A 21,951-nucleotide genomic window follows, 5' to 3' on the forward strand; every position below is an offset into this window, starting at 1 on the left:
CGCTATTATTGTCGATAAGTCGATATATTGAAAAAATCGCTGATATAAATGGAGTTGCGCCGATATATTCAGAAAATCGACGATATAATTTCATTTACCAAAACGTTTCATATAATAAAAAGATTTTTTCACATAATGAAATGTACATGTGATTGAATTTTCTGTATAATCTTCTTTGCGGAGGGGATACGCATGAGAAGATGGGGAATTGAGTTATTAATTTTAAGTGTTGTTATTATTTGGGGGATTAACTATACAATTGCGAAGTATGGACTTTTAGAATTTACAGCAATTGAGTTTACTGCACTTCGTATGATGGCGGCGGCACCGCTTCTGTTACTCCTTACCTTTTGTATTGAAAAGTCGGTTTATATGGAGCGAACGGATATACCTAGATTAATTATCGTTAGCGTTGTAGGTATTGTACTGTATCAAACGTTATTTATGGAAACTGTCAAATATACATCCGCTACAAATGCCTCTTTACTCATTTCTATTTCACCTATTTTTACAACTGCATTTGCGATTTTCTTGAAACAAGAAAAGTTTTCTTCTCGAAAGTTAATCGGTTCTATGACTGCCTTTGTTGGTGCAGCCTTAGTTTTAGTAGCAGGACATTCACTTACTAGTTCTTTTTATGGCAATGGAATTGGACTTATTACATCAATATGCTGGGGGCTTTATCCTGTTTTAGCAGGACCATTAATTAAAAAATATTCAGCATTACGTGTTACTGCATGGTCTGCATTAGTGGGTGCGATTCCGCTATTATTGTTAAGTGGTCCACATGTGTTTGTCATGCCATTTCACATTACTCACGGAATGACACTATTTGCTTTACTATATTCTATTTTCTTTGTAACAGTATTTGGTCTAGTAATGTGGTATGTTGGTGTTCAAAAAATTGGGGCGTCACATACGATGGTATATATGTATATAACGCCGCTTGTAGCGGTTCTATTTGCAGCTGTCTGGGCAAATGAATATGTATCGTTTCAACAAATCATCGGTGGAATTATCATTTTTGTCGGTCTATGGTTTGTGAAATCGGAGAAAGTAAAAGTTCATTCTATTGCAGGGGAACCTATATCAAAATAGGAAAACAGATCACCTATGATCTGCTTTCCTATTTTTTTATTTTTGGTAAGAAGATGAGAAACAAGATAGCAGTAATAAGTGGAATTAAGTTTAAAAATGGAATACGGAAGAGTGTAATAAGAATAATACCTGGAAGAAGAACACCGAGGACAGCGTAAAAAATGCTATGATTTTTCGTGTACCAATACAATGAAAGTCCAATAAGTGCAGGGATAATGAGGTGAATGAGAGCCATTAAAAAATAAATCATTAGACGCCCCCTTTATTTGTGTGCTTATTACATCATATCCGTATGTTCATAGATTGATATCATTTTTTTCATAAATGGACGAAAAAAGTTTGAAAAACCGTCACAAAATATGAGAATATGATGTTTGAAATCTTGTATAATATTATTTTCTAAAAACATTTAAACAACATAAACATACTGTTTATGTTGTTTTTAATTTGAATGAAATGAATGTAAGGAATATGAATTTGAAAGAAATTTTTTGTTGGATAGATAAGAACGAATGAAGAGAGGTACAGCATGATTAGTATGTCACTAAGATCATTTAAAATCCAATCGTATTATATACTAGGTATTTTGTTACTAGGTTGGATGTTAACGCCGTTTTCAGCACACTTTTTAGGCGCTGGAATTGGGCTTATTGTAAGTATGTATTGCGTTTGGCTTTTAGGCAGAAGAATTGAGAAGCTTGGAGATAGTATTGTAAAGAAGACGAAAGCACCGACACTCGGTATGTTTAACCGTTTTGCAGCTGCCATTTTGGGTGCTATTATTATGTACGAAATTGAGCACCACATGGTTATGTGGGCGTTTGCAGTAGGGATTATGGGTGGGTATTTCTTAATCGTTGTGAATTTAGGTTACTATAGCATGAAAGATGAGAAAGAACTAACAAAGAGCTAAAAAGATAAAAGACTTCTTTTTAGATGGAATAGATGATCCAGTCACGAATAGAAGCGGTCAGGGCCTTTTTTAGCCCCATACGATGTGAAACCCGAGAGATGTAGTGAGTAGGGATATAATGTATATATTCGAAGCTGTAATTTTATAATCTAGGTCACAGATGAAGAGATTAGCGTTTCACTTTATATAAGATATAGAAAGAAGCTTACGTTTTCACGTAAGCTTCTTTTTTATGTAAGTGTGTGTAACCGTTAAGCCGCATTGGGTTTTGTCGGTGAGTACGCGAAACTTTACGGTTACACGACACTTATTCATATGAGTAAAGGGTTATTCCAACAGAAAGTTTTAATTTAAGCGATTGGACCGCCTAAGTTAATAATGTCTTCAGATACGCTGTCGAACTTTTTGAAGTTAGCTTTGAATTCATTTGCAAGTTCGATTGCTTTTGCTTTGTAAGCAGCTTTATCAGCCCAAGTTTGTTCAGGCATTAACACTTCGTCAGGTACACCTGGTACGTGAAGTGGAACTTCAAGACCGAAGATATCATGTTTAGCTGTTTCAGTTTTTGCAAGTTCACCGTTTAATGCAGCTTGAATCATTGCACGAGTGTAACCTAAGTTCATACGTTTACCAACGCCGTATTCGCCACCAGTCCAGCCAGTGTTTACTAAGAATACTTTCGCATCGTGTTTCTCGATTTTTTCACCAAGCATTTCAGCGTAGCGAGATGCATCAAGTGGTAAGAATGGTGAACCGAAGCAAGTTGAGAATGTAGCTTGCGGAGAAGTAACGCCGCGCTCTGTTCCTGCTAGTTTACTAGTGTAACCACTTAAGAAATGATACATAGCTTGCTCTTTTGATAACTTACTGATTGGAGGCAATACGCCAGATGCATCAGCAGTTAAGAAAATAATTGTATTTGGGTGTCCAGCAACACTTGGCAGTACGATATTGTCGATCGCATGCATAGGGTATGCAGCACGAGTATTTTCTGTTAAAGTAGTATCGTTGTAGTCGGCGATACGTGTTTGGTCATTAATGATAACGTTTTCTAAAACAGATCCAAATGTGATTGCATCGAAAATTTGTGGTTCTTTCTCGTGAGAAAGGTTTACACATTTCGCGTAGCAACCGCCTTCAATATTGAATACACCGTTATCAGACCAACCGTGCTCATCATCACCGATTAGTTTACGGTTTGGATCAGCAGATAATGTTGTTTTACCTGTTCCAGATAAACCGAAGAATAGTGCTACGTCGCCTTCTTCACCTACGTTTGCAGAGCAATGCATAGAAAGAATATCTTGTTCAGGTAATAAGAAGTTCATAATAGAGAAGATTGATTTTTTCATTTCTCCAGCGTATTCTGTACCACCAATTAGTACGATACGTTTTTCGAATGAAACCATAATGAATGCTTCAGAGTTTGTACCGTCAACAGCTGGATCAGCTTTGAAATTCGGTGCAGAAACAATTGTGAACTCTGATTCATGAGTTGTTAATTCTTCTTCAGTTGGACGAATGAATAATTGATGTACAAATAAATTGTGCCATGCATATTCGTTAATAACTTGAATTGGTAGGCGGTAATTGCGGTCAGCGCCTGCAAATCCTTTGAAGACGAATAACTCTTCTTTTTCTTTTAAGTATTCTAAAACTTTAGTATATAATTTATTAAAATGTTCTTCAGAAATCGGTTGGTTCACAGCTCCCCAAGCAATTTTGTCAGCAACCGATGCTTCTTTCACAATAAATTTATCTTTAGGAGAACGTCCTGTATATTTTCCAGTTGAAGCAGAAACGGCACCAGTCGAAGTTAATTTCCCTTCATTTCGCATTAATACTTTTTCCACTAATTGCGGAACACTTAGTTGAATCTGTGCATTGCTTCCGTTCAATAATTCGTGTAAACCAATTTGGACATTCACAGTACTCATATTTATATACCATCCTTTTCATTTAATGAAATATTTCTCGTAATCCCCAACAAGAGTATAACACAATTATATAAATAATGTATACTATTTATTTCTTTTTGTTTGTGTGAATGCATTATTTCCCTATTAATATTTCATTTCAGGCGTATTGAGAAAAACTTTCAGGAAAATGTGAATATTAATTGACAAATGAATATCATTTCTTTAGTATAGGTTGGGACGGATACTCTCTTATCCCGAGCTGGCGGAGGGACAGGCCCGATGAAGCCCAGCAACCTCACTTGTAGTGGTAAATACAGGTGAATAGGTGCTAAAACCTGTGCGAGGCTACAGGTCTCGAACGATAAGAGCGAAGGGCAAAAAGCAGTATGCAAGTAGCAAATTAAACCTTTCCTCTATGTAAAGTAGGAAAGGTTTTTCTGTATGCTTGTGTGGGAGAATAAATGTATGTCGCAGTTTGTGGCAAATTAAGGATGAGTTCCGTACAATATATACAATTACTGTAGGGAGGTTTACCACATGACAAAAAAACGTCATCTGTTCACATCTGAGTCTGTAACTGAAGGACATCCAGATAAAATTTGTGACCAAATTTCTGATTCAATTTTAGATGCGATCTTATCAAAAGACGCAAATGCACGTGTAGCTTGTGAAACAACTGTAACAACTGGTTTAGTATTGGTAGCGGGGGAAATTACGACTTCTACTTACGTAGATATTCCAAAAATCGTTCGTGAAACAATTCAAGGCATTGGTTACACACGCGCAAAATACGGATTCGATGCAGAAACTTGTGCAGTTTTAACATCTATCGATGAGCAATCTGCTGACATCGCTATGGGTGTTGACCAAGCGCTAGAAGCACGCGAAGGTCAAATGACTGACGCTGAGATTGAGGCAATTGGTGCAGGAGACCAAGGTTTAATGTTTGGTTTCGCATGTAATGAAACACAAGAGTTAATGCCACTTCCAATCTCGCTTGCTCACAAATTAGCTCGCCGTTTAACTGAAGTACGTAAAGATGATACATTATCATACTTACGTCCGGATGGAAAAACGCAAGTTACAGTTGAGTATGATGAAAATGGTAAACCAGTACGTGTTGATACTATCGTAATTTCTACACAACATCACCCAGATGTTACATGGGAAGAAATCGATCGCGACTTAAAAGAGCACGTAATTAAAGCTGTAGTACCAGCAGAATTAATGGATGGAGAAACGAAATTCTTCATTAACCCAACTGGCCGCTTCGTAATTGGTGGACCACAAGGTGATGCTGGTTTAACAGGACGTAAAATCATCGTTGATACTTACGGTGGATACGCTCGCCACGGTGGCGGTGCATTCTCTGGTAAAGATGCAACGAAAGTTGACCGTTCTGCAGCATATGCAGCTCGTTATGTTGCGAAAAACATCGTAGCAGCTGGTCTTGCTGAAAAAGCAGAAGTACAACTTGCATACGCAATCGGTGTAGCACAACCAGTATCAATTTCAGTTGATACATTCGGCACTGGTAAAGTATCTGAAGACGTACTAGTAGAGCTAGTTCGTAACAACTTCGATCTTCGCCCAGCTGGTATTATTAAAATGCTAGACTTACGTCGCCCAATTTACAAACAAACAGCAGCTTACGGCCACTTCGGACGTACTGATGTAGATCTATCATGGGAACGTACAGACAAAGCAGCAGCTTTAAAAGAGCAAGCTGGTCTATAATATATGAAAAAAAGCTTTGCGCGGTGAGCGCAAAGCTTTTTTTATTTCGTTTTACTTATAATTTGAATACATGATTTGCAATATACTTCTCCATCTAGCTCAATATACTTTTTCATATTAGTCATGCCACTTGCTGGAAATGGCATATGAATCCATGCCTTTTCATATGCTTATATTTCCTTTTCACATGATTTACAAAGGATTGATTTCTTCTGGAACATATGTAATCAACCTTTCATTTGACGTGCTTTACCTGCGCAAAATGCACTACTTAGTAAAAATAGTGTCGCGAATATAATGCTTACTAATGTAGCGTATGGAATTGCGCCTTTTAAGGAAAAGCCGACAGTGATTGAAGCGATGAATAAGAGGATAAATGTTGTTGTTAATTTTTTATAAAGTTCCATACTATGTAGACCTCCAATTTATTTTTTAGTACAAGTTTTAAAATTGAATTCTATTATGTAGAAAATATAAAGAGTAGCTAAAGAAGTGTAGTCTAGGAGTATAAGAAAGGGCACTTTCCTTTTTGTGGGTTAGTATACTTATATTGTATCATGGCGCATGATTGGCTTCATACATAATTGTGTAAAGGTATGTATGATAAAATGAAGAAAAGTCTTTAAGAAAGGAAAGATAAAAAATGAGTGTAACTGAACATAAAAAACAAGCTCCAAAAGAAGTGCGTTGCAAGATCGTGACGATTTCCGATACACGTACGGAAGAAACAGATAAGAGCGGACAACTATTACATGAATTGTTAAAAGAAGCGGGACATAAAGTAACTTCTTATGAAATTGTAAAAGATGATAAAGAAAGTATTCAGCAAGCAGTGTTAGCTGGTTATCATAAGGAAGATGTAGATGTTGTATTAACAAATGGCGGTACTGGTATTACGAAACGCGATGTCACAATTGAAGCAGTATCAGCGTTATTAGATAAAGAAATTGTTGGATTTGGTGAGCTGTTCCGTATGATTAGTTATTTAGAAGATATCGGAAGCAGCGCAATGTTAAGTAGAGCGATTGGTGGTACAATTGGGCGCAAAGTAGTCTTCTCGATGCCAGGGTCTAGCGGAGCGGTTCGCCTTGCGATGAATAAATTAATTTTACCGGAATTAGGTCATATTACATTTGAGCTGCATCGCCAATGAGTAAGTATGCTGGAATTGTATTAGCAGGTGGTATGTCGAGTAGATTCGGTGAGCCGAAAGCGTTAGCAATTTGGAAGGGAACTACTTTTGTTGAGCATATTGTGAAAGTGATGGGAAATACTTTGCAAGACATTGTAGTAATTAGCCATACTGATATAAAAGAGCGAGTAGAGCAATTCGTACAAGTACCTGTTATAGAAGACATTCCGCACTATAAAGGGAATGGACCGCTGGCCGGCATTGTATCAGGAATGGAATACATAGAAGCAGATTGGTACGCTATTATGCCTTGCGATGCACCAAACGTGTCGCATGAATGGTTTACCATTTTACTAGAGCAAACGAACAATGAATATGATGCGGTTGTACCTATTATTAATGGAAGAAAACAACCGCTACTTGCGGCGTATCATAACCGCGTGAAAGAAAAGATTTATGCTTTACTTCAGGAAGAAAAAAGAAGTATGGGGCAGCTTTTATCACAATGTAATGTGAAGTATGTTTCTGGAGAAGATGTACAAGCGAATGCGGATTGGTTTATAAATGTAAATACGAAAGAAGAATATGTGCAGGCTCAAAAAGACCTTTCAAATGAATGAAAGGTTTTTTTGATATACAGAATTGGGGAACAATTGCTGTATAAAGGTATGTGAGTGAGTTGATTTTAAGGGGAATTCTTAAAATCATTATACAGTTAAAACACTGTATAACCATATATTAATTTTTATGGGTTTTTATTACAAGTCTGTTTAGTTATGTTTATTTTTGATATAATTAATATAGAAATAAAACAATGCTTAACCTTATGTATCATTTATTAAACTAAAATTTATGACCATGTAATAAACTCCCTTCGTTTTTTGAAGGGAGTTTTTCTATTTAAGCAAGCAACTCTGATGCGTTATGCTGAAGGACTTCTTCATATTGGTTAAGCAAGCCACGAAAGATCTCATCCCAGCTCTTTGATTTCGCAAAAGATGAAGCTGCTATTCCCATCTGCTCAAGTTTTTCTTCATTTTGTAATAAAAAATAAATGGATGATAGAAATGCATCTTCATTTTTAGGCGGACAAAGAACTCCCGTTTTTCCATCTGTAATAATATTTTTAACCCCGCCACTATTTGCACCAATAACAGGTGTACCGCATGCGAGTGATTCAAGTACGACATTTCCGAATGTTTCAGTAGCTGATGGAAATACCATTATGTTAGAACAAGCATATGCTTCAGCTAAATCTGCACTTTGTAAATAGCCAGTAAAAGTGATATTTGTTTTCGGAACAGCTTCACGTAAACTTGTTGCTAGAGGACCGTCTCCTGCTATAAGCCAATGAATGTCGCTTCGAGTATGTGCTGATTTAACGATAAGATTTTGCAACGTATCAATATCTTTCTCAGGAGCAATCCGTCCAACATAGGAAAGGACGTACTTCGCTGTAATATTATATTTTTTTCGGAATAGGTCTGTATTGTAAGATGGATGAAAGAGATTGCAATCTACACCACGTCCCCAAATAGAGAGGGCCTGAAAGCCTTTATGTTTTAATTGATGTAATGTTTCAGGAGAGGGTACAAAATTTTTTTGCATATGACTATGAAACCATTTTAAATAGTTCCACAGCATATTGGAGAGGAATTCGATTTTGTAATAACGTAAATAGGCATCGAAATCAGTATGATAAGAACCGACAACTGGGATGTTTAACTTTTTTGCATAATACAATCCACAAAGTCCCATGTTGAAAGGTGTGGCAATGTGAATAATGTCAGGTTTAAAGGAAAGTAGTTCCCGTTTAATGCGCGGAGTAGGAAAAGAAAAACGACATTCTGGATATAATATTGTTAACGGGATACTTCTCATCTTATTCACATTCGCTACAAAATTATCTTCAGCTGTATGCTGAGGGGCGAAAACAGAATAGGCGATCTGTTCTTTCTGAAAATATCGTGTTAATCGCTCTAACGTTTTCGCAACCCCGTTAACTTGTGGCGTAAAAGTATCGGTAAAAATGGCGACTCTCATCATATCACTCCTTTATGTGAAAAGTGGGATGAATTGATAAAAAGAGATGATGCCAGAGCAAGTGCCAAGGCACATACCGACGAATACATCTGACGGATAGTGAAGTCCTAAATAAATACGTGAAATACCAACGCATAATGCTAACGGTAATAGGAAAGCAAGTAAGCTTGGATTATAGCAAATAAATGGAATGAAGACAGAGAAAACGGCTGTTGTATGACCAGACGGGAAAGAGTGGTCTTTTAATGGATGGACTGGATATTTTGCATCCTGAATTGTTAAATAAGGACGTTTTCGTGGATACCATCTTTTTAATATTTGTACAGGAATATGGCTAATTGCTAAAGAAATAGCAGTTGCAATTGCTGCTTGATGTAAAGTACCTTTTGCAAAAATTAAAAAGAAAAGTGTGAGTGCGATGGAGAAAGTCGCGCCACCGATATGAGTAATATTGCTGAAAAAGATATTTAATGTTTTTTGATCAAAGTAGCGATTAATTCCTTTGAAAATGTAACATTCTATTTTATATAATCCACTGACCTTCATGAAAATTCTCCTCCCTCGTTTACATATATATGGAGATATTAGCTTTTATTTTAATAAGATTTTGTTGAGGGAGTAATAATGTTTTGTAAAGAAAAAGTTAGATTTTATATAAAAAAAGCTGCCAATCTTATGGCAGCGGAAATTTACTTCTGTAATGATTTATAATATTGACCTTTTTCAACGTATTGCGTGCGAATACGCTCCATATCTTTACGGTCTTCTGCTGTTAATTCACGAATGACTTTCGCGGGACGACCGAAAGCTAACGTGTTTGGTGGAATTTTCTTTCCTTGTGAAACGAGGCTTCCAGCGCCGATAAAAGCTCCTTCGCCAATTTCAGCACCATCTAATATAATGGATCCCATTCCAATTAAAGCATCTTTTTTAATATGACAACTATGTAAAATAACTTGATGCCCAACTGTAACATCATCTTCTAAGATAAGAGGATACTGAGGGCTTTGGTGGAGTGTACATTGGTCTTGTACATTTACTCGGTCTCCAATGATCGTTGGTGACACATCACCACGGATGACTGTATTAAACCAAATACTTGATTCCTCGCCAACGTAAACATCGCCTGTAATCGTAACATAGTCAGCGATAAAAGCACTACTCGCAATTTTCGGTTTTTTTTCTTTGTAAGGATATATCATGTAAAGTCTTCCTTTCCTAGAGACTAGTTTTAGTGTATCAAATTATGAGAAAGAGTGAAATGGAGGAGAGCCGTATGTGGAATTATGAAGCGGAGGAAGCAAAGGCTGTCATTGTTATTGTGCACGGCGCAATGGAATATCACGGACGTTACGAAGCCGTTGCGGAAATGTGGAATCATATCGGCTATCACGTCGTGATGGGGGATCTTCCGTCACATGGAACGACTTCAAGAAATAGAGGACATATTGATTCATTTGATGAATACATAGAGGAAGTTAAATTATGGGTGAAAGAAGCAAGAAAGTATAGGTTACCTATTTTTCTATTCGGTCATAGTATGGGTGGTCTTATTGTCATTCGTATGATGCAAGAAACGAAGAGAGAAGATGTAGAGGGTATTATTTTGAGTTCGCCTTGTTTAGGGGTAGTGACTGGACCCTCTGCTCCGCTTCAATTTGCTTCAAAAATATTAAATGTTGTGGCTCCAAAATTGCAATTTGCAACGAATCTTACGGTGGAAATGTCAACACGTAACCACGAAGTGAGAGATGCAATGGAGAATGATTCTTTGTTCTTGCGCAAAGTATCAGTACGTTGGTATAGTGAATTGATTAAGTCTATCGAAATTGCTCATAAAAAAATAGATGATTTTCCAGATGTTCCGCTCTTGCTAATGCAAGCTTGTGAGGATAAACTTGTAGATAAAACACGTGTCCGCACTTGGTTTGATAATGTTAAAATAAGTGATAAGGCTTTTAAAGAATGGCCGAATTGTTATCACGAGTTATTAAATGAGTATGAGCGTGATGAAATTTTGAGTTATATTCAGTCATTTACTGAAATGCATGTCAATAATATAGTAAAAACAAACAAATAAATCATTATTTGTACATTTAATAGAGGAGATGAAGGAAGAAGTGAACGTACCGAGTAATCCCATAACGCTCATGGCGAAAGTATACCGTGATGTGTTTCCGGTTGTACACCATGAGCTAGCGATGTGGAAAGAGCGTGCCTACCATATTCCGAATGATGAGCTTCATAGTCAGGCAATCGCAAGTATTGAGCATAAAACGTTTCATTGTGAGGGCGGTGGCATTTTAGCTCTGCTAGCAAATGAACACCGAGAAGAATGTATTCGTTTTATCGTAGCGTATCAAACGATCAGCGACTATTTAGATAATTTATGTGATCGCAGTACATCACTTGATCCAAATGATTTTGCCGCACTGCATGAATCGATGTTAATGGCATTATCACCTGAAGTAGAAGGTGGCGGTAATTATTATCGTTATCGTGATGATCAAGATGATGGTGGTTATTTAGATGAACTTGTTGAAACATGCCAAGATGTTTTAAAGAAAACGAAGCACTATGACAAAATTGCTCCTGTTCTTCATGAACTTGCTTGTTATTATTGTGATTTGCAAATTCATAAACACGTGAAATTAGAAGAAAGAGAGCCGCGCCTGAAAAATTGGTTTGAAGCACATAAAGAAAACTTACCTGAGATGAGTTGGTTTGAATTTTCAGCATGTGCCGGTTCTACACTTGGAATTTTCTGTCTTGTAGCATATGCATTTCATGATGAGTTACATGATGAAGATATTGCGAAAATTAGACAAGGGTACTTCCCTTACGTACAAGGACTTCATATCTTACTTGATTATTTCATTGATCAAGAAGAAGACCGTATAGGCGGAGATTTGAATTTCTGTAGTTATTATGAAAACGAGCAAGCGATATTAGATCGGATGAAACACTTTGTAGAAGAAGCGGAGAAGAGCATTGGTGATTTGCCTCATGCGAAGTTTCATCGCCTTATAAGCCGAGGGTTACTTGGTATTTATTTATCAGATCAAAAAGTATCAGCACAAAAGAATATGCACAAAATGGCACGGCGCATTGTAAAGTACGGAGGCCTCACTTCACGATTCTTCTATTGGAACGGGAAGATGTACCGAAAGAAAACAGCGCAGTGATGAAGAAAACCACTCATGTAGAGTGGTTTTCTTTTCATTATGATCGTATTTTTAAAAATACATATATAAGAAGTTCAATTGCAAAAATAACTAAAACAGATAGTCCAAATAAAGGCATGACAGCGCCTAGTATCACCATCATGATAAAGAAAACGAATATACTTTTCTTATCTCTTTGTTTTGGAGGTGCGGCTAATTTTCCTTTCGGCTTTCTTGCTAACCACATTTTTATTCCGTAATAAATGAGAAGTAGTAGAGATAATGTCGTTAGTAAGCATAATATTTTATTTGGCCATCCGAATAAATGTCCTTCATGAAGCGGGATACCGTAAGTGAACCATTGTGCAAGTAATCCATAATCACGATAGTCCGTTTTTGAAATGAGCTCCCCGCTATATTGGTCAAAGTAAGCTGTTATCTCTTCATTTGGTGCAACATGCATACCTGTAATACCAGAACCGCTCGATTTCGAAACAGTGAATACACCTTTCGGATCAGCTGGTAGTGAAATAACATATGGCTTCTTTATTTCAATTCCTTTTTGTAATTCATCGACAGAAATTGCTTTCGGTTCATTTGAATTTGATTCAGGCGGAGCTTCTTTTCTTGTTGCCCACGGCAATTCTTTTACCTTTGATTCAGGCGGAGCCATGTACAATTTTGGATATCCGAGTGATTCATTTGACGATGCGATTTTATAAATTTGGTTCCCCATAAATCCTGACCATGGCAATCCAGATGCGACTAGCAGAAAGAGAGGAATTGTAAATATAATACCGATAATAGAATGACGTCTTTTTGCTTTTTCTCGCTTATTGGATGATGGTGTGTTTTTGAATTGTCGTATACTCATGTACAATCCGGTTACGATTAAAAAGATTGTCCAGCATGCCGCGAGTTCTACAGTATAGTTTACGACAGTGCCACCAACTAAAAGAGAACTATGTAATTCCCTCATTATATTGGCAAACGTTTCACTTGCATTTTGATCCCCAACAATTTGATTATTGCTGTCTAAATACACATATTTTTGTTGCCCAGTATACTCATTTGCAATGGTAAGTCTCGTATTATAATCCCCATTAAACTCACTAATTTTCGCCACGCTATAATGTGGATATTTTTTCTCTGTTAAGGAAATAGAATCAGACATCGAAATAGATTCTGTTTGAGCACTCTTCCCAAAATATAAATCTTTATAGATGAAATCTTCAACTTCCTCCCGAAATAAATACCCAATTCCGCTCAGTGACAACGTAATAAGAAGCGGCGTAATAAAAAGCCCAGCATAAAAATGCCAACGCCAAAAAATGTAATGAAGCGAACGATTTACTTTCATACTTTCAGTTCCCCTAACCTTCCCTATATGAATAACTACTTATTTAATATAGCGAGATTAAGTGTGATTACTTTGAAAGAATTGTGAAGAAAGTTAAAAGTTTTTAGGATGATTTTCATAAAACATAAAACACATTTCAAAAGGGGTGTTTTCTATGTTTATGAAGATTTCTTTGTATTTGATAGATACATCCTAACAACCGCATTAGCAAGACATTGAGAGGAATCAACAAAATCCTCACTCGCCACCACATTCAAATCGGTGCATGCGATAATTACCGTATCAACTTCCTCTCTCAATTGTAAAACGAGCGCATTCCACAATTCGCGAGCTTCTTCAACCTCCCCAGATTTAATATAAGTAATGATTTGATTAATCATTTCCTGCCATTTTTCATGATGAATGTACTCTATATTACGTTTTGCAATCCCATCTTGGTAAATCCCAGCTTGAACAGTTGCTTCTGTTGCGAGAAGAGCGACTCTTTTTGTATTTTCAGGAATTGCTTGTAACGTTTCATCGACTATATTTAAAATCGGGATAGAAAGCGAACGCTGTAATTCTTCAAAATAAAGATGCGCCGTATTGCACGGCATAGCGATAAAGCTTGCGCCAGTACTTTCAAGTTTTTGTGCTCCTTCAATAATTGCTTTTTTCATCGCTTCGTGATCAATAGGGCGATCCATGTAAAACGGTGTTGGGCACGAATAGATCATCATATGAGGAAAGTCCATATCATACTTTGCTCCGTATATTGTTTGGCACTTTGCTACAACTGTATCGACGAATGGCCCAGTTGATTTTGGTCCCATTCCTGCTAGTATTCCGATCATTGTTTCGTCTCCTTTAAGAATGTTTACATCCATTATATAGGTGAATAACAAAAAGACGTGCAATGAATGCACGTCTTTTTTTGTTATGTTTTGTCGAACAATCGATATATCCGAGAAATCGTTGATATATTGTAAGTTATGATAGATATATCGAAAAAATCGTTGATATATTATCGCTTCTCAATCGCCACAATAAATGGCGGGTTATTTTGTTGATTAATGAAGCCATATCGCAGTACGTGTGCTTGTTTTTGGTCTAGTTCTTCGGCAAATTTAAGTACAGCGTCGCGTTCTACTTGTCCTTCTGGATGTCCGTGGTAAATGACAAGGACGATGATACCTTCAGGCGCCATTACGTCTAATAATTGCTCAATCGCCGAGATTGTTGAGTTCGGTTTTGTGACGATATGCTTGTCTCCGCCTGGAAGGTAACCTAAGTTGAAAATTGCGCCTGTTACTTTTCCTTTTGCATCTTCTGGTAATATGGATAGAAGTGTATCGTGACTATCGTGAACTAAAACAGTACGTTCGAAAAGTTCTTTTTCTTTTAGACGAGTTGTTGAGCTTTCAATTGCCTCTTTTTGAATATCAAATCCAAATACTTTTCCGTTATCTCCAACGATTTCAGCTAGGAAGCAAGTGTCATGGCCGTTTCCTAAAGTTGCATCTACAGCGTAATCGCCTTCTTTTACTGCCGTTTGCAGAAGCGAGCGAGCAAACGGTAATACACGTTCTAATTTCATTTTTGTTTCTCCTCATTTGCATATTTTCCTTGCCAGCTTCCGCGGCGTACAAATTCTGCATCAATGGAATTTAATACTTCCCATTTATTTAAGCTCCACATTGGACCAATAATTAAATCAGGCGGACCGTCACCTGTGATGCGGTGCACAATTACGTCTTCTGGAACCATTTCAAGTTGGTCAACAACGAGACTTACGTAATCCTCAAGAGAAAGGAACTCGAGTTGTCCTTTTTCATATTGCTTCACCATTGGCGTTCCTTTTAATAAGTGAAGTAAGTGGATTTTAATTCCTTGTACATCAAGCTTCGCTACTTCACGAGCTGTTTCCATCATCATGTCGTAATCTTCAAGTGGAAGGCCGTTAATAATATGAGAACAAACTTTAATGCCGTGCTTACGTAATTTATTTACACCTTCAACGTAAGAAGGATAATCGTGAGCACGATTAATAAGATTTGCAGTACGTTCATGGACGGTTTGTAGTCCGAGTTCAACCCAAAGGTAAGTGCGTTTATTTAAGTCCGCTAAATATTCAACAACATCGTCCGGTAAACAATCTGGACGAGTCGCAATAGAAAGACCGACAACGTCTTTTTCTGCTAGAAGCGGTTCGAATTTTTCTTTTAACACTTCAAGTGGTGCATGTGTATTTGTGTACGCCTGGAAATAAGCGATACATTTTCCGTCTTTCCACTTTGAGCGCATTTTTTCTTTCATTTCATGATATTGCGTTATAACATCATCGCGGCGATCGCCAGCGAAGTCACCAGATCCAGCAGCACTGCAAAATGTACAACCGCCATAAGCAACTGTACCGTCACGGTTCGGGCAATCGAAGCCAGCATCTAATGAAACTTTAAAGATTTTTTCACCAAATTCATTTCGTAAATGATAATTCCATGTATGATAACGTTTATTGTCGTTTGTATATGGAAAAGGGTTTTGAACCTTCATTACTTTCCCTCCTAAGCCGAGTCAAAATGAAACAAAATCCATTATAACATACTCATAAGGTTCAGATGGAAGGGACACACTAAAGGGGAATTGAAGCAAGGAGGGACAATTATGGCAGAGCGTCAATCACTTGAATCGTATATTACACAAGCGGAACAAGCGGTGGAATATGCGAAAGAACAATTAGATCTTGGTATGAGACAAGAGCATTATAATACGATGGAGTATTCAGATGCGCAGTTACAATTAGAACAAGCGTATAACGATTTACAAACGATGCAACAACATGCGAATGATGAGCAACGTGAGCAGTTAAATAGAGCACGTATGGCAATTCGCCAATTGCAACATCAAATGATTATTACACCGCACTAATAAGGAGTGAATGTAATGGCGAAACGTTCAGATCAAAATAACCCAGAACAAAAAACGCAAAATGGACATAACGCTGAGTTTTCGAATGAACTTGATCCGATTGTTCAAGTAAAACAGCGTAATAGTAAAAAAGGACAACCTCAAAAATCGAAACAATCAGAGTAGACCAGGTCGCAATATGACCTGGTTTTATTTTGCCATATGACAATAATGTAAGATTTATGTAAGGTTTGTCGATAGTTGTGAGCAGCTTTCTCCAGTAGAGTAAGAAAGGATTAAGTTTTATACAAGGAGTTGCTTTATGGGGAACAATATTATAAACAAGCGAATTGATGAGTTAGATTACATTCGCGGCTTTGCACTACTAGGGATTATTTTAGTAAATATTCTCGCACTACTTAACATTAAAATTCCAGATCCTAGCACAGTGGATGCTAGCTATCAAAGATTTTTATACTTATTTGTAGAAGGTCGTTTCTTCTCAATCTTCTCATTCTTATTTGGAGTGGGATTCTATATCTTTATTTCAAGAGCGATTGCGAAGGGGAAAAATGGCTATGTTTTATTTTTACGCCGCTTAGTTGCACTATTTATTTTTGGTTTAATTCATCAAATGTTTCAGCCTGGAGAAGCACTAGCGTTATACGCAATTTGCGGGTTAATCGTTTTACCGTTTTATAAAGCGAAAAAAGAAGTGAACCTAGTACTAGGACTTATTTTGACAATTGCCTTCAGTGTAATGGGAGTTAAAGAACTATTACCACTTGGTTTAATTTTATTAGGACTTGCTGCAGGACAATATCGTGTATTTGAAAATCTTTCAAAAAACATAAAGCAAGTCGCTATTTTTACAGGTATTATGTTTGTTTTAAGTGTCATAGCTGTATGGTATCAATATGGGCACGTTCCTGCTGATCCATTTGTAAATATGATACTTATGAATGAGGACGGAACAATGGACGCTGCAAGCCAATTTTTAAAAATTGGTGTTACAGTGGGACCAATTATTTCAGCTTTCTATGTTGGAGCATTAATTTTATTACTTCAATTAAAACCAGTTCAAACATTGTTAGCACCACTGAAATATTATGGCCGAATGGCTTTAACGAATTATATTGGACAAACGGCAATGATTTTAATTGCAGGCAGTGTATTTAACTTTGCAGAAAACTTAACTTACATGCAGACTTTATATGTATGTATTGCAATTTATGCAATTCAAATTGTGTTTAGTGTAATTTGGATGAAAATCTTTAAAATGGGTCCATTAGAATGGATTTGGCGAGTTGTTACGTATTGGACGGTAACACCTTTAAAGAAATAAAGAGAGAAGTGGGCTGTTCCTTTTTTGTGGAGCAGCCTATTTTTATTTTCAGCTTTTGTAGTTGCACCGATATATTTGAAAAATCGCCGATATAATTTCATTTACCGATTCAATATGTCACTAATATTCAAAGTAGTAAAAGCCAAACTTACACGCCCACCTTCTTTATATTACAAAAGTGTAAGGTAAATGTAATGTTAACAAATAGCAGTTCACTTCCAAAAGGCGCAAAATAGGTAATGGAAAAACAAGCGTAGGAGGATATATATGACGAAACCAGTTGTAGACGTGAAAAACGTCCAAAAAGTGTACGGTAAAAAAGGTGAGAACCAATCACATGCGTTAAAAGGTGTTTCATTCTCAATTCAAGAGGGTGAGTTTGTAGGGATTATGGGACCATCTGGTTCTGGTAAAACGACATTATTAAACGTAATTTCAACACTTGATAAAGCAACGGGCGGCGTTGTTGAAATTGCGGGTACGGATATTACGAAAATGAAGCAAGGTGAGCTTTCTGATTTCCGTTCACAAAAATTAGGCTTCATCTTCCAAGACTTTAACTTATTAGAAAACTTATCTATTTATGAAAACATCGCACTTCCACTATCTCTTCAAGGTGTCGCGTCACGTAATATTGGACCGAAAGTAGAAAAGGTAGCTGATATGTTAGGAATCTCAGCAATACTTCAAAAGTATCCATCTGAAGTATCTGGTGGACAGAAACAACGTTCAGCAGCAGCGCGTGCTTTAGTGCATGAGCCTGCAATTATTTTAGGGGACGAGCCAACAGGAGCGCTTGATTCTAAAAATGCAACGAGCTTACTTGATGCGATGACAAACTTAAATAAAGATCAAGGCGTATCTATTATGATGGTTACACATGATCCGTACAGTGCAAGTTACTGTCAGCGTATTTTATTCATTCAAGATGGTGAGCTATATAAAGAAATTCACCGCGGCGGTACACGTGAAGAGTTTTATAAAGAAATTTTAGATGTGCTTGCGGACTTAGGCACACAAAAAGCGTAAGAAAGGAGGTTCTAGAGCATGTTATTCAAACTTTCCATGTCAGGGCTAAAGAGTAAGCTAAAAGATTATATCGTCTTACTTGTTGGTCTTGTCATGTCGATCTCAATTTTTTATATGTTTCAAACGTTAGCACTAAATGAATCATTTCTTGAATCTAATTCAGTGATTAAATCAATCGGATTTGTATTCCAAGCAGGTTCATTTTTATTAGCAATCATAACGTTCTTCTATATTTTATATGCGAACTCTTTCTTACTATCTCTTCGTCAAAAAGAGTTTGGTATGTATATGATGTTAGGAGCAAAAAAGCATAAAGTTACATTACTTATGTTTATTGAGACAATTGTATTAGGCGCCGCGTCTCTTGCAATTGGAATTGCAGTTGGTGTAGGACTTGCAGAAGGTATCGGTCAATTATTAATGAAACAATTAGAATTTGCTGGTGAAGGCTATAAAGCATTTTACCTCCCATCTATGACTGTTACTTGCATCTTCTTCTTTGCATTATTTGTACTATCAGCAATTATGAACAGTATTAAATTATCACGTATTTCTGTATTGCAACTTGTACATGCAGATGCACAAACAGAACGTGTTGCAGTAAAAGGGAAAATGACAGGTTTAGTTGCCTTCCTTGCGGTTATTTTATTAGGAATTGGCTATGCATCAATGATTTATATGGAAAAATTAAGAGAGATGGGAATCCTTATTGCATTAATTACAACAACAGCTGGTACTTACATGTTATTTGGATCACTTCTTCCAGTTATTATTAAAAAGTTAAAAAGTAATAAAAAGCGTAGTGAAAAAGGACTTAACGCTTTTACATTTGCACAATTAAATTTCCGTATTAATAGCTTAACAAAGGTACTTGCAACAGTAGCGATGTTAGTTGCTCTTGGAGCTGGTGCAATTTCAGGTGGTATGGCGTTTAAAAATAACGTTATAAAAATGGTTGATGGTTTAGTAATCTATGATTCAGTAGTTCATAATCCGACAGCTGAAGAAAAGAAAATTTTAAACGGTATTACATTTAAAGAGAAAAGCGAATATCGTTACAAAGTAGATGATAAATACGTTTACTATGTAAAAGAAGATTTAGAGAAAAATCGTCCTTTAGTAAAAGATATGGAAAATATGAAGTCGATGAAGGATTTAGTAAATACGAAGAAGGCTTCACAGGAATTACCAGTAGGTGCAGTTTCTAGAGAAATGAATGAAAAAGATGCGAACGCTAAAGAACTTCCAGAAGAATGGGTAGATGCTTTTAGCACAATTCATCCATATTATATATACGAAGATCATGCAATTAAAATTGTAGATCAAAAAATGTACGATGGGATAAGTGGTAAAGAAGGTATAGCATTTATCGGAAAAGCAGATGATTTCTTAACATATACAAAAGAATGGAAAAAACTTGACGAGTTGCAATTAGATAAATATAAAAATGTAACAGCTGAAAGAATGAACAGTAAATATCAATCTTACGACATGTTCTATGGTGTTGCGAGCGGAACAGTGTTTATGGGCTTCTTCCTTGGAATTGCTTTCTTAGCAATGATGGCAAGTTGTTTAATGTTCAAAATTCTTTCTGGTGCATCAAAAGATATTACGCGTTATCAAATGCTTCGTAAAATCGGGGTGCGCCGTGAATTATTAACAAAATCAATTTATAAAGAGTTATTCTTAGTATTCCTATTCCCAGCAATTGTAGGTATTGCTCACGTATTAGTTGGTATGAATATTTTCGGATTTATTTTACTTGATCCGTACTTCCGTATTTGGGTACCAATCGTAATTTTCTTAGTTATTTACACGATTTATTACCTTATTACAGTTCAATTGTATAAAGGAATTGTTCTTCCGAAAGAAGATTAATAATAAAAACCGAGCAAAAACGCTCGGTTTTTATTATTTTCAGAAAAAACACTTTAATGTTACTGAAATATATAATATAATGCAAGTAAGTAACGTAATATAAAAGTAGAAGTAGCTGTATAAGGAAAGGAGGAATCCAATCTGTAGAAAGAAGCTGAACTTTTATCCCCACATTTTTTACCGCAACGTATTTATACAATCGTAAGTTTCCACATTGAAAGTTTTCAGAACCACCTGAGTATATTGTGAAAATAATGGATAACACATGGAAATCTCATAGCATGATAAGGTAAAATGGACAACATAATGAGAAAATTACCGTTCATAAGATGAGGAGAATACATGTATGGAAGTTGTAGAGGCATTAAAAGATATAAGCCAAATTGAGGCTATGAAAAAATATTTAAAAGAGCACTCCCAGCGAGATTATCTTTTATTTGTTATTGGAATTAACACAGGATTAAAAATTACAGAACTACTTAGTATGAAATTTGAAGATGTATTAAATGAAGACGGGACTGTTAAAGAGTTTTATACTCTTCCTGTGAAAGATGAAAAATTTAAACAAGATATTTATTTAAATACAAAAGTAAAAGAAGCGCTTTTAGATTACGTACAATCTATTGGCGTTAAAAGAGAAAATTACGTATTTCAATCTAATAAAACGCCAAATTCAATTACGCGCCAACAAGCGTATCGTGTAATTCATAATGCTGCAGAAGCAGTTGGAGTTGTTGGTAAGATCGGAACAAATTCAATGCGGAAAACGTTTGGATTTCATGCGTACAAAAGAGGGATAGCGATTGCGTTATTGCAAAAACATTTCCATCACGCGACTCCATCAGAGACGCTAAAGTATTTAGGCATCTCAAAGGATGAGACCTTTAAAACGGAGATTGATGTCGATTTATAAAAGCCGTAACTAAAAGAATTAGGAGGCGGAAAATATGAATATTAGAGAGAGTGAACTGCCGGGTATTGGATGTAAGTTTGAAGTGATTACAAAAGGTAATGAAAAGATGGTTATCGTTATTCATGATGATGGCCGAAGAGAAATATACCATTTTGATACTGATCATGAGGAGAGTATTTCAAGCGTCTCTCTTCGTGATTCCGAAGCGAGACAAATTGCAGCTATATTGGGCGGAATGGTATATAGACCACAAGCTTTAGATACGATTGAAATGGCCTTTGAAGGATTATCAATTGAGTGGTTTAAGGTGGAAAATAATGCACCAGTCGTACAAAAAACAATTGGTAGTTTACATGTCCGAAACACATATAATGTAACGATTATTGCCATTTTGAAAAAGAATATGAAGAAGTTCTTTAATCCAGGCCCAGATTCTATCATTGAAGCTGGCGATATGCTTGTATTATCAGGTGAAAGACATGAAGTAAAAAGAATTATTAATGAGTTACTTTCAGTAGGAGGGGATTCATAATC

At 36.4% G+C, this 21,951-nt stretch carries 24 protein-coding genes, 1 pseudogene and 1 riboswitch; of the genes and pseudogenes, 14 read left to right on the forward strand and 11 right to left on the reverse strand.

Annotation, left to right across the window (positions count from 1 at the left end):
• Positions 1 to 192: 192 nt before the first annotated feature.
• On the forward strand, positions 193 to 1,098 hold the full coding sequence (locus MR112_RS15680; protein ID WP_001255411.1) for a DMT family transporter: 906 nt from the start codon (positions 193 to 195) through the stop codon (positions 1,096 to 1,098).
• A gap of 28 nt (positions 1,099 to 1,126) precedes the next feature.
• Here MR112_RS15680 and MR112_RS15685 read toward each other — a convergent pair whose 3' ends face one another.
• Positions 1,127 to 1,348, reverse strand: coding sequence for a hypothetical protein (locus tag MR112_RS15685; protein WP_000639042.1), 222 nt, complete (start codon positions 1,346 to 1,348; stop codon positions 1,127 to 1,129).
• A gap of 279 nt (positions 1,349 to 1,627) precedes the next feature.
• Between MR112_RS15685 and MR112_RS15690 the strand changes: the two genes are divergently transcribed.
• Entirely contained in the window at positions 1,628 to 2,011 is a 384-nt protein-coding gene (locus MR112_RS15690) for an ATP synthase subunit I (RefSeq protein WP_000624926.1), read from the forward strand.
• Between the two features lie 350 nt (positions 2,012 to 2,361).
• Here the strand turns inward: MR112_RS15690 and pckA are convergent, their stop codons facing one another.
• Complete coding sequence (gene pckA / locus MR112_RS15695; RefSeq protein WP_000108802.1) at positions 2,362 to 3,948, reverse strand: phosphoenolpyruvate carboxykinase (ATP); 1,587 nt, start codon at positions 3,946 to 3,948, stop codon at positions 2,362 to 2,364.
• 228 nt (positions 3,949 to 4,176) lie between these two features.
• Positions 4,177 to 4,298, forward strand: a riboswitch (SAM riboswitch).
• Between the two features lie 169 nt (positions 4,299 to 4,467).
• On the opposite strand from pckA, the gene metK reads away from it, so the two are divergent.
• Positions 4,468 to 5,667 (forward strand): methionine adenosyltransferase, encoded by a 1,200-nt coding sequence (metK, locus tag MR112_RS15700; RefSeq protein ID WP_000163123.1) that lies wholly within the window; start codon positions 4,468 to 4,470, stop codon positions 5,665 to 5,667.
• 41 nt (positions 5,668 to 5,708) lie between these two features.
• Here the strand turns inward: metK and MR112_RS15705 are convergent.
• Both MR112_RS15705 and MR112_RS15710 read right to left on the reverse strand, forming a co-directional pair.
• Positions 5,709 to 5,888, reverse strand: a pseudogene (locus tag MR112_RS15705) (hypothetical protein).
• A 6-nt stretch (positions 5,889 to 5,894) separates the two neighbouring features.
• Positions 5,895 to 6,074, reverse strand: coding sequence for a hypothetical protein (locus MR112_RS15710; RefSeq protein WP_000424797.1), 180 nt, complete (start codon positions 6,072 to 6,074; stop codon positions 5,895 to 5,897).
• Between the two features lie 236 nt (positions 6,075 to 6,310).
• Here MR112_RS15710 and MR112_RS15715 point away from each other — a divergent pair, with 236 nt between their 5' ends.
• Complete coding sequence (locus MR112_RS15715; RefSeq protein WP_000117124.1) at positions 6,311 to 6,820, forward strand: MogA/MoaB family molybdenum cofactor biosynthesis protein; 510 nt, start codon at positions 6,311 to 6,313, stop codon at positions 6,818 to 6,820.
• Complete coding sequence (locus tag MR112_RS15720) at positions 6,817 to 7,419, forward strand: molybdenum cofactor guanylyltransferase (RefSeq protein ID WP_000049596.1); 603 nt, start codon at positions 6,817 to 6,819, stop codon at positions 7,417 to 7,419. Before MR112_RS15715 ends, MR112_RS15720 begins: the two co-directional genes overlap by 4 nt.
• 280 nt (positions 7,420 to 7,699) lie before the next feature.
• On the opposite strand, the gene MR112_RS15725 is transcribed toward MR112_RS15720, so the two are convergent.
• The 3 genes from MR112_RS15725 to MR112_RS15735 all read right to left on the reverse strand — a co-directional run bounded on the left by MR112_RS15725 (position 7,700) and on the right by MR112_RS15735 (position 10,044).
• A complete protein-coding gene (locus MR112_RS15725; protein WP_001261646.1) occupies positions 7,700 to 8,842 on the reverse strand; it encodes a glycosyltransferase family 4 protein in 1,143 nt (380 codons plus the stop codon).
• 12 nt (positions 8,843 to 8,854) lie between these two features.
• Positions 8,855 to 9,388 (reverse strand): phosphatase PAP2 family protein, encoded by a 534-nt coding sequence (locus MR112_RS15730; protein WP_000868582.1) that lies wholly within the window; start codon positions 9,386 to 9,388, stop codon positions 8,855 to 8,857.
• Between the two features lie 143 nt (positions 9,389 to 9,531).
• Positions 9,532 to 10,044 carry a gamma carbonic anhydrase gene (locus MR112_RS15735; RefSeq protein ID WP_000640188.1) on the reverse strand — a complete coding sequence of 171 codons (513 nt, stop codon included), beginning with the start codon at positions 10,042 to 10,044 and terminating at the stop codon, positions 9,532 to 9,534.
• A 74-nt stretch (positions 10,045 to 10,118) separates the two neighbouring features.
• Between MR112_RS15735 and MR112_RS15740 the strand changes: the two genes are divergently transcribed.
• Both MR112_RS15740 and MR112_RS15745 read left to right on the forward strand, forming a co-directional pair.
• Positions 10,119 to 10,922, forward strand: coding sequence for an alpha/beta hydrolase (locus MR112_RS15740; RefSeq protein WP_000267421.1), 804 nt, complete (start codon positions 10,119 to 10,121; stop codon positions 10,920 to 10,922).
• Positions 10,923 to 10,962: 40 nt separating this feature from the next.
• Positions 10,963 to 12,027, forward strand: coding sequence for a tetraprenyl-beta-curcumene synthase family protein (locus MR112_RS15745; RefSeq protein ID WP_001102461.1), 1,065 nt, complete (start codon positions 10,963 to 10,965; stop codon positions 12,025 to 12,027).
• A 37-nt stretch (positions 12,028 to 12,064) separates the two neighbouring features.
• Here the strand turns inward: MR112_RS15745 and MR112_RS15750 are convergent, their stop codons facing one another.
• The 4 genes from MR112_RS15750 to mnmL all read right to left on the reverse strand — a co-directional run bounded on the left by MR112_RS15750 (position 12,065) and on the right by mnmL (position 15,898).
• A complete protein-coding gene (locus MR112_RS15750) occupies positions 12,065 to 13,366 on the reverse strand; it encodes a PepSY-associated TM helix domain-containing protein (RefSeq protein WP_048538442.1) in 1,302 nt (433 codons plus the stop codon).
• 158 nt (positions 13,367 to 13,524) lie between these two features.
• The gene (locus tag MR112_RS15755) at positions 13,525 to 14,199 is read right to left on the reverse strand and encodes an aspartate/glutamate racemase family protein (protein ID WP_017656637.1); all 675 of its coding nucleotides are present in this window, start codon (positions 14,197 to 14,199) and stop codon (positions 13,525 to 13,527) included.
• A gap of 170 nt (positions 14,200 to 14,369) precedes the next feature.
• The gene (gene mnmM / locus MR112_RS15760) at positions 14,370 to 14,942 is read right to left on the reverse strand and encodes a tRNA 5-(aminomethyl)-2-thiouridylate-methyltransferase MnmM (protein WP_017656636.1); all 573 of its coding nucleotides are present in this window, start codon (positions 14,940 to 14,942) and stop codon (positions 14,370 to 14,372) included.
• The gene (mnmL, locus tag MR112_RS15765) at positions 14,939 to 15,898 is read right to left on the reverse strand and encodes a tRNA modification radical SAM protein MnmL/YtqA (RefSeq protein WP_242245116.1); all 960 of its coding nucleotides are present in this window, start codon (positions 15,896 to 15,898) and stop codon (positions 14,939 to 14,941) included. Before mnmL ends, mnmM begins: the two co-directional genes overlap by 4 nt.
• A 111-nt stretch (positions 15,899 to 16,009) precedes the next feature.
• On the opposite strand from mnmL, the gene MR112_RS15770 reads away from it, so the two are divergent.
• From MR112_RS15770 to MR112_RS15800, 7 genes are all read left to right on the forward strand, one after another.
• Entirely contained in the window at positions 16,010 to 16,273 is a 264-nt protein-coding gene (locus tag MR112_RS15770) for a YtzC family protein (protein WP_000840865.1), read from the forward strand.
• Positions 16,274 to 16,288: 15 nt separating this feature from the next.
• Positions 16,289 to 16,438 carry a hypothetical protein gene (locus MR112_RS15775; RefSeq protein WP_001129340.1) on the forward strand — a complete coding sequence of 50 codons (150 nt, stop codon included), beginning with the start codon at positions 16,289 to 16,291 and terminating at the stop codon, positions 16,436 to 16,438.
• 136 nt (positions 16,439 to 16,574) lie between these two features.
• Complete coding sequence (locus MR112_RS15780) at positions 16,575 to 17,597, forward strand: DUF418 domain-containing protein (protein WP_242245117.1); 1,023 nt, start codon at positions 16,575 to 16,577, stop codon at positions 17,595 to 17,597.
• 267 nt (positions 17,598 to 17,864) lie between these two features.
• A complete protein-coding gene (locus MR112_RS15785; protein ID WP_048656104.1) occupies positions 17,865 to 18,626 on the forward strand; it encodes an ABC transporter ATP-binding protein in 762 nt (253 codons plus the stop codon).
• A gap of 18 nt (positions 18,627 to 18,644) precedes the next feature.
• Positions 18,645 to 20,504 carry an FtsX-like permease family protein gene (locus MR112_RS15790; RefSeq protein ID WP_078186558.1) on the forward strand — a complete coding sequence of 620 codons (1,860 nt, stop codon included), beginning with the start codon at positions 18,645 to 18,647 and terminating at the stop codon, positions 20,502 to 20,504.
• Between the two features lie 346 nt (positions 20,505 to 20,850).
• A complete protein-coding gene (locus MR112_RS15795) occupies positions 20,851 to 21,417 on the forward strand; it encodes a tyrosine-type recombinase/integrase (protein ID WP_000454210.1) in 567 nt (188 codons plus the stop codon).
• A 34-nt stretch (positions 21,418 to 21,451) separates the two neighbouring features.
• The gene (locus tag MR112_RS15800) at positions 21,452 to 21,949 is read left to right on the forward strand and encodes a cation:proton antiporter regulatory subunit (protein WP_078186559.1); all 498 of its coding nucleotides are present in this window, start codon (positions 21,452 to 21,454) and stop codon (positions 21,947 to 21,949) included.
• Positions 21,950 to 21,951: the final 2 nt, after the last annotated feature.

This window comes from Bacillus cereus group sp. BfR-BA-01330 (assembly GCF_022663885.1).
Classification (GTDB): Bacteria; Bacillota; Bacilli; order Bacillales; family Bacillaceae_G; genus Bacillus_A; species Bacillus_A cereus.

Coding starts and splice junctions, on each gene's coding strand:
- MR112_RS15785 (WP_048656104.1), top strand. CDS start 17,865: ATGACGAAACCAGTTGTAGACGTGAAAAACGTCCAAAAAGTGTACGGT.
- MR112_RS15780 (WP_242245117.1), top strand. CDS start 16,575: ATGGGGAACAATATTATAAACAAGCGAATTGATGAGTTAGATTACATT.
- MR112_RS15740 (WP_000267421.1), top strand. CDS start 10,119: ATGTGGAATTATGAAGCGGAGGAAGCAAAGGCTGTCATTGTTATTGTG.
- MR112_RS15800 (WP_078186559.1), top strand. CDS start 21,452: ATGAATATTAGAGAGAGTGAACTGCCGGGTATTGGATGTAAGTTTGAA.
- MR112_RS15790 (WP_078186558.1), top strand. CDS start 18,645: ATGTTATTCAAACTTTCCATGTCAGGGCTAAAGAGTAAGCTAAAAGAT.
- mnmM (WP_017656636.1), bottom strand. CDS start 14,942: ATGAAATTAGAACGTGTATTACCGTTTGCTCGCTCGCTTCTGCAAACG.
- MR112_RS15725 (WP_001261646.1), bottom strand. CDS start 8,842: ATGAGAGTCGCCATTTTTACCGATACTTTTACGCCACAAGTTAACGGG.
- MR112_RS15735 (WP_000640188.1), bottom strand. CDS start 10,044: ATGATATATCCTTACAAAGAAAAAAAACCGAAAATTGCGAGTAGTGCT.
- metK (WP_000163123.1), top strand. CDS start 4,468: ATGACAAAAAAACGTCATCTGTTCACATCTGAGTCTGTAACTGAAGGA.
- MR112_RS15685 (WP_000639042.1), bottom strand. CDS start 1,348: ATGATTTATTTTTTAATGGCTCTCATTCACCTCATTATCCCTGCACTT.
- MR112_RS15680 (WP_001255411.1), top strand. CDS start 193: ATGAGAAGATGGGGAATTGAGTTATTAATTTTAAGTGTTGTTATTATT.
- MR112_RS15710 (WP_000424797.1), bottom strand. CDS start 6,074: ATGGAACTTTATAAAAAATTAACAACAACATTTATCCTCTTATTCATC.
- MR112_RS15730 (WP_000868582.1), bottom strand. CDS start 9,388: ATGAAGGTCAGTGGATTATATAAAATAGAATGTTACATTTTCAAAGGA.
- MR112_RS15795 (WP_000454210.1), top strand. CDS start 20,851: ATGGAAGTTGTAGAGGCATTAAAAGATATAAGCCAAATTGAGGCTATG.
- MR112_RS15715 (WP_000117124.1), top strand. CDS start 6,311: ATGAGTGTAACTGAACATAAAAAACAAGCTCCAAAAGAAGTGCGTTGC.
- pckA (WP_000108802.1), bottom strand. CDS start 3,948: ATGAGTACTGTGAATGTCCAAATTGGTTTACACGAATTATTGAACGGA.
- MR112_RS15775 (WP_001129340.1), top strand. CDS start 16,289: ATGGCGAAACGTTCAGATCAAAATAACCCAGAACAAAAAACGCAAAAT.
- MR112_RS15720 (WP_000049596.1), top strand. CDS start 6,817: ATGAGTAAGTATGCTGGAATTGTATTAGCAGGTGGTATGTCGAGTAGA.
- MR112_RS15755 (WP_017656637.1), bottom strand. CDS start 14,199: ATGATCGGAATACTAGCAGGAATGGGACCAAAATCAACTGGGCCATTC.
- MR112_RS15770 (WP_000840865.1), top strand. CDS start 16,010: ATGGCAGAGCGTCAATCACTTGAATCGTATATTACACAAGCGGAACAA.
- MR112_RS15750 (WP_048538442.1), bottom strand. CDS start 13,366: ATGAAAGTAAATCGTTCGCTTCATTACATTTTTTGGCGTTGGCATTTT.
- mnmL (WP_242245116.1), bottom strand. CDS start 15,898: ATGAAGGTTCAAAACCCTTTTCCATATACAAACGACAATAAACGTTAT.
- MR112_RS15690 (WP_000624926.1), top strand. CDS start 1,628: ATGATTAGTATGTCACTAAGATCATTTAAAATCCAATCGTATTATATA.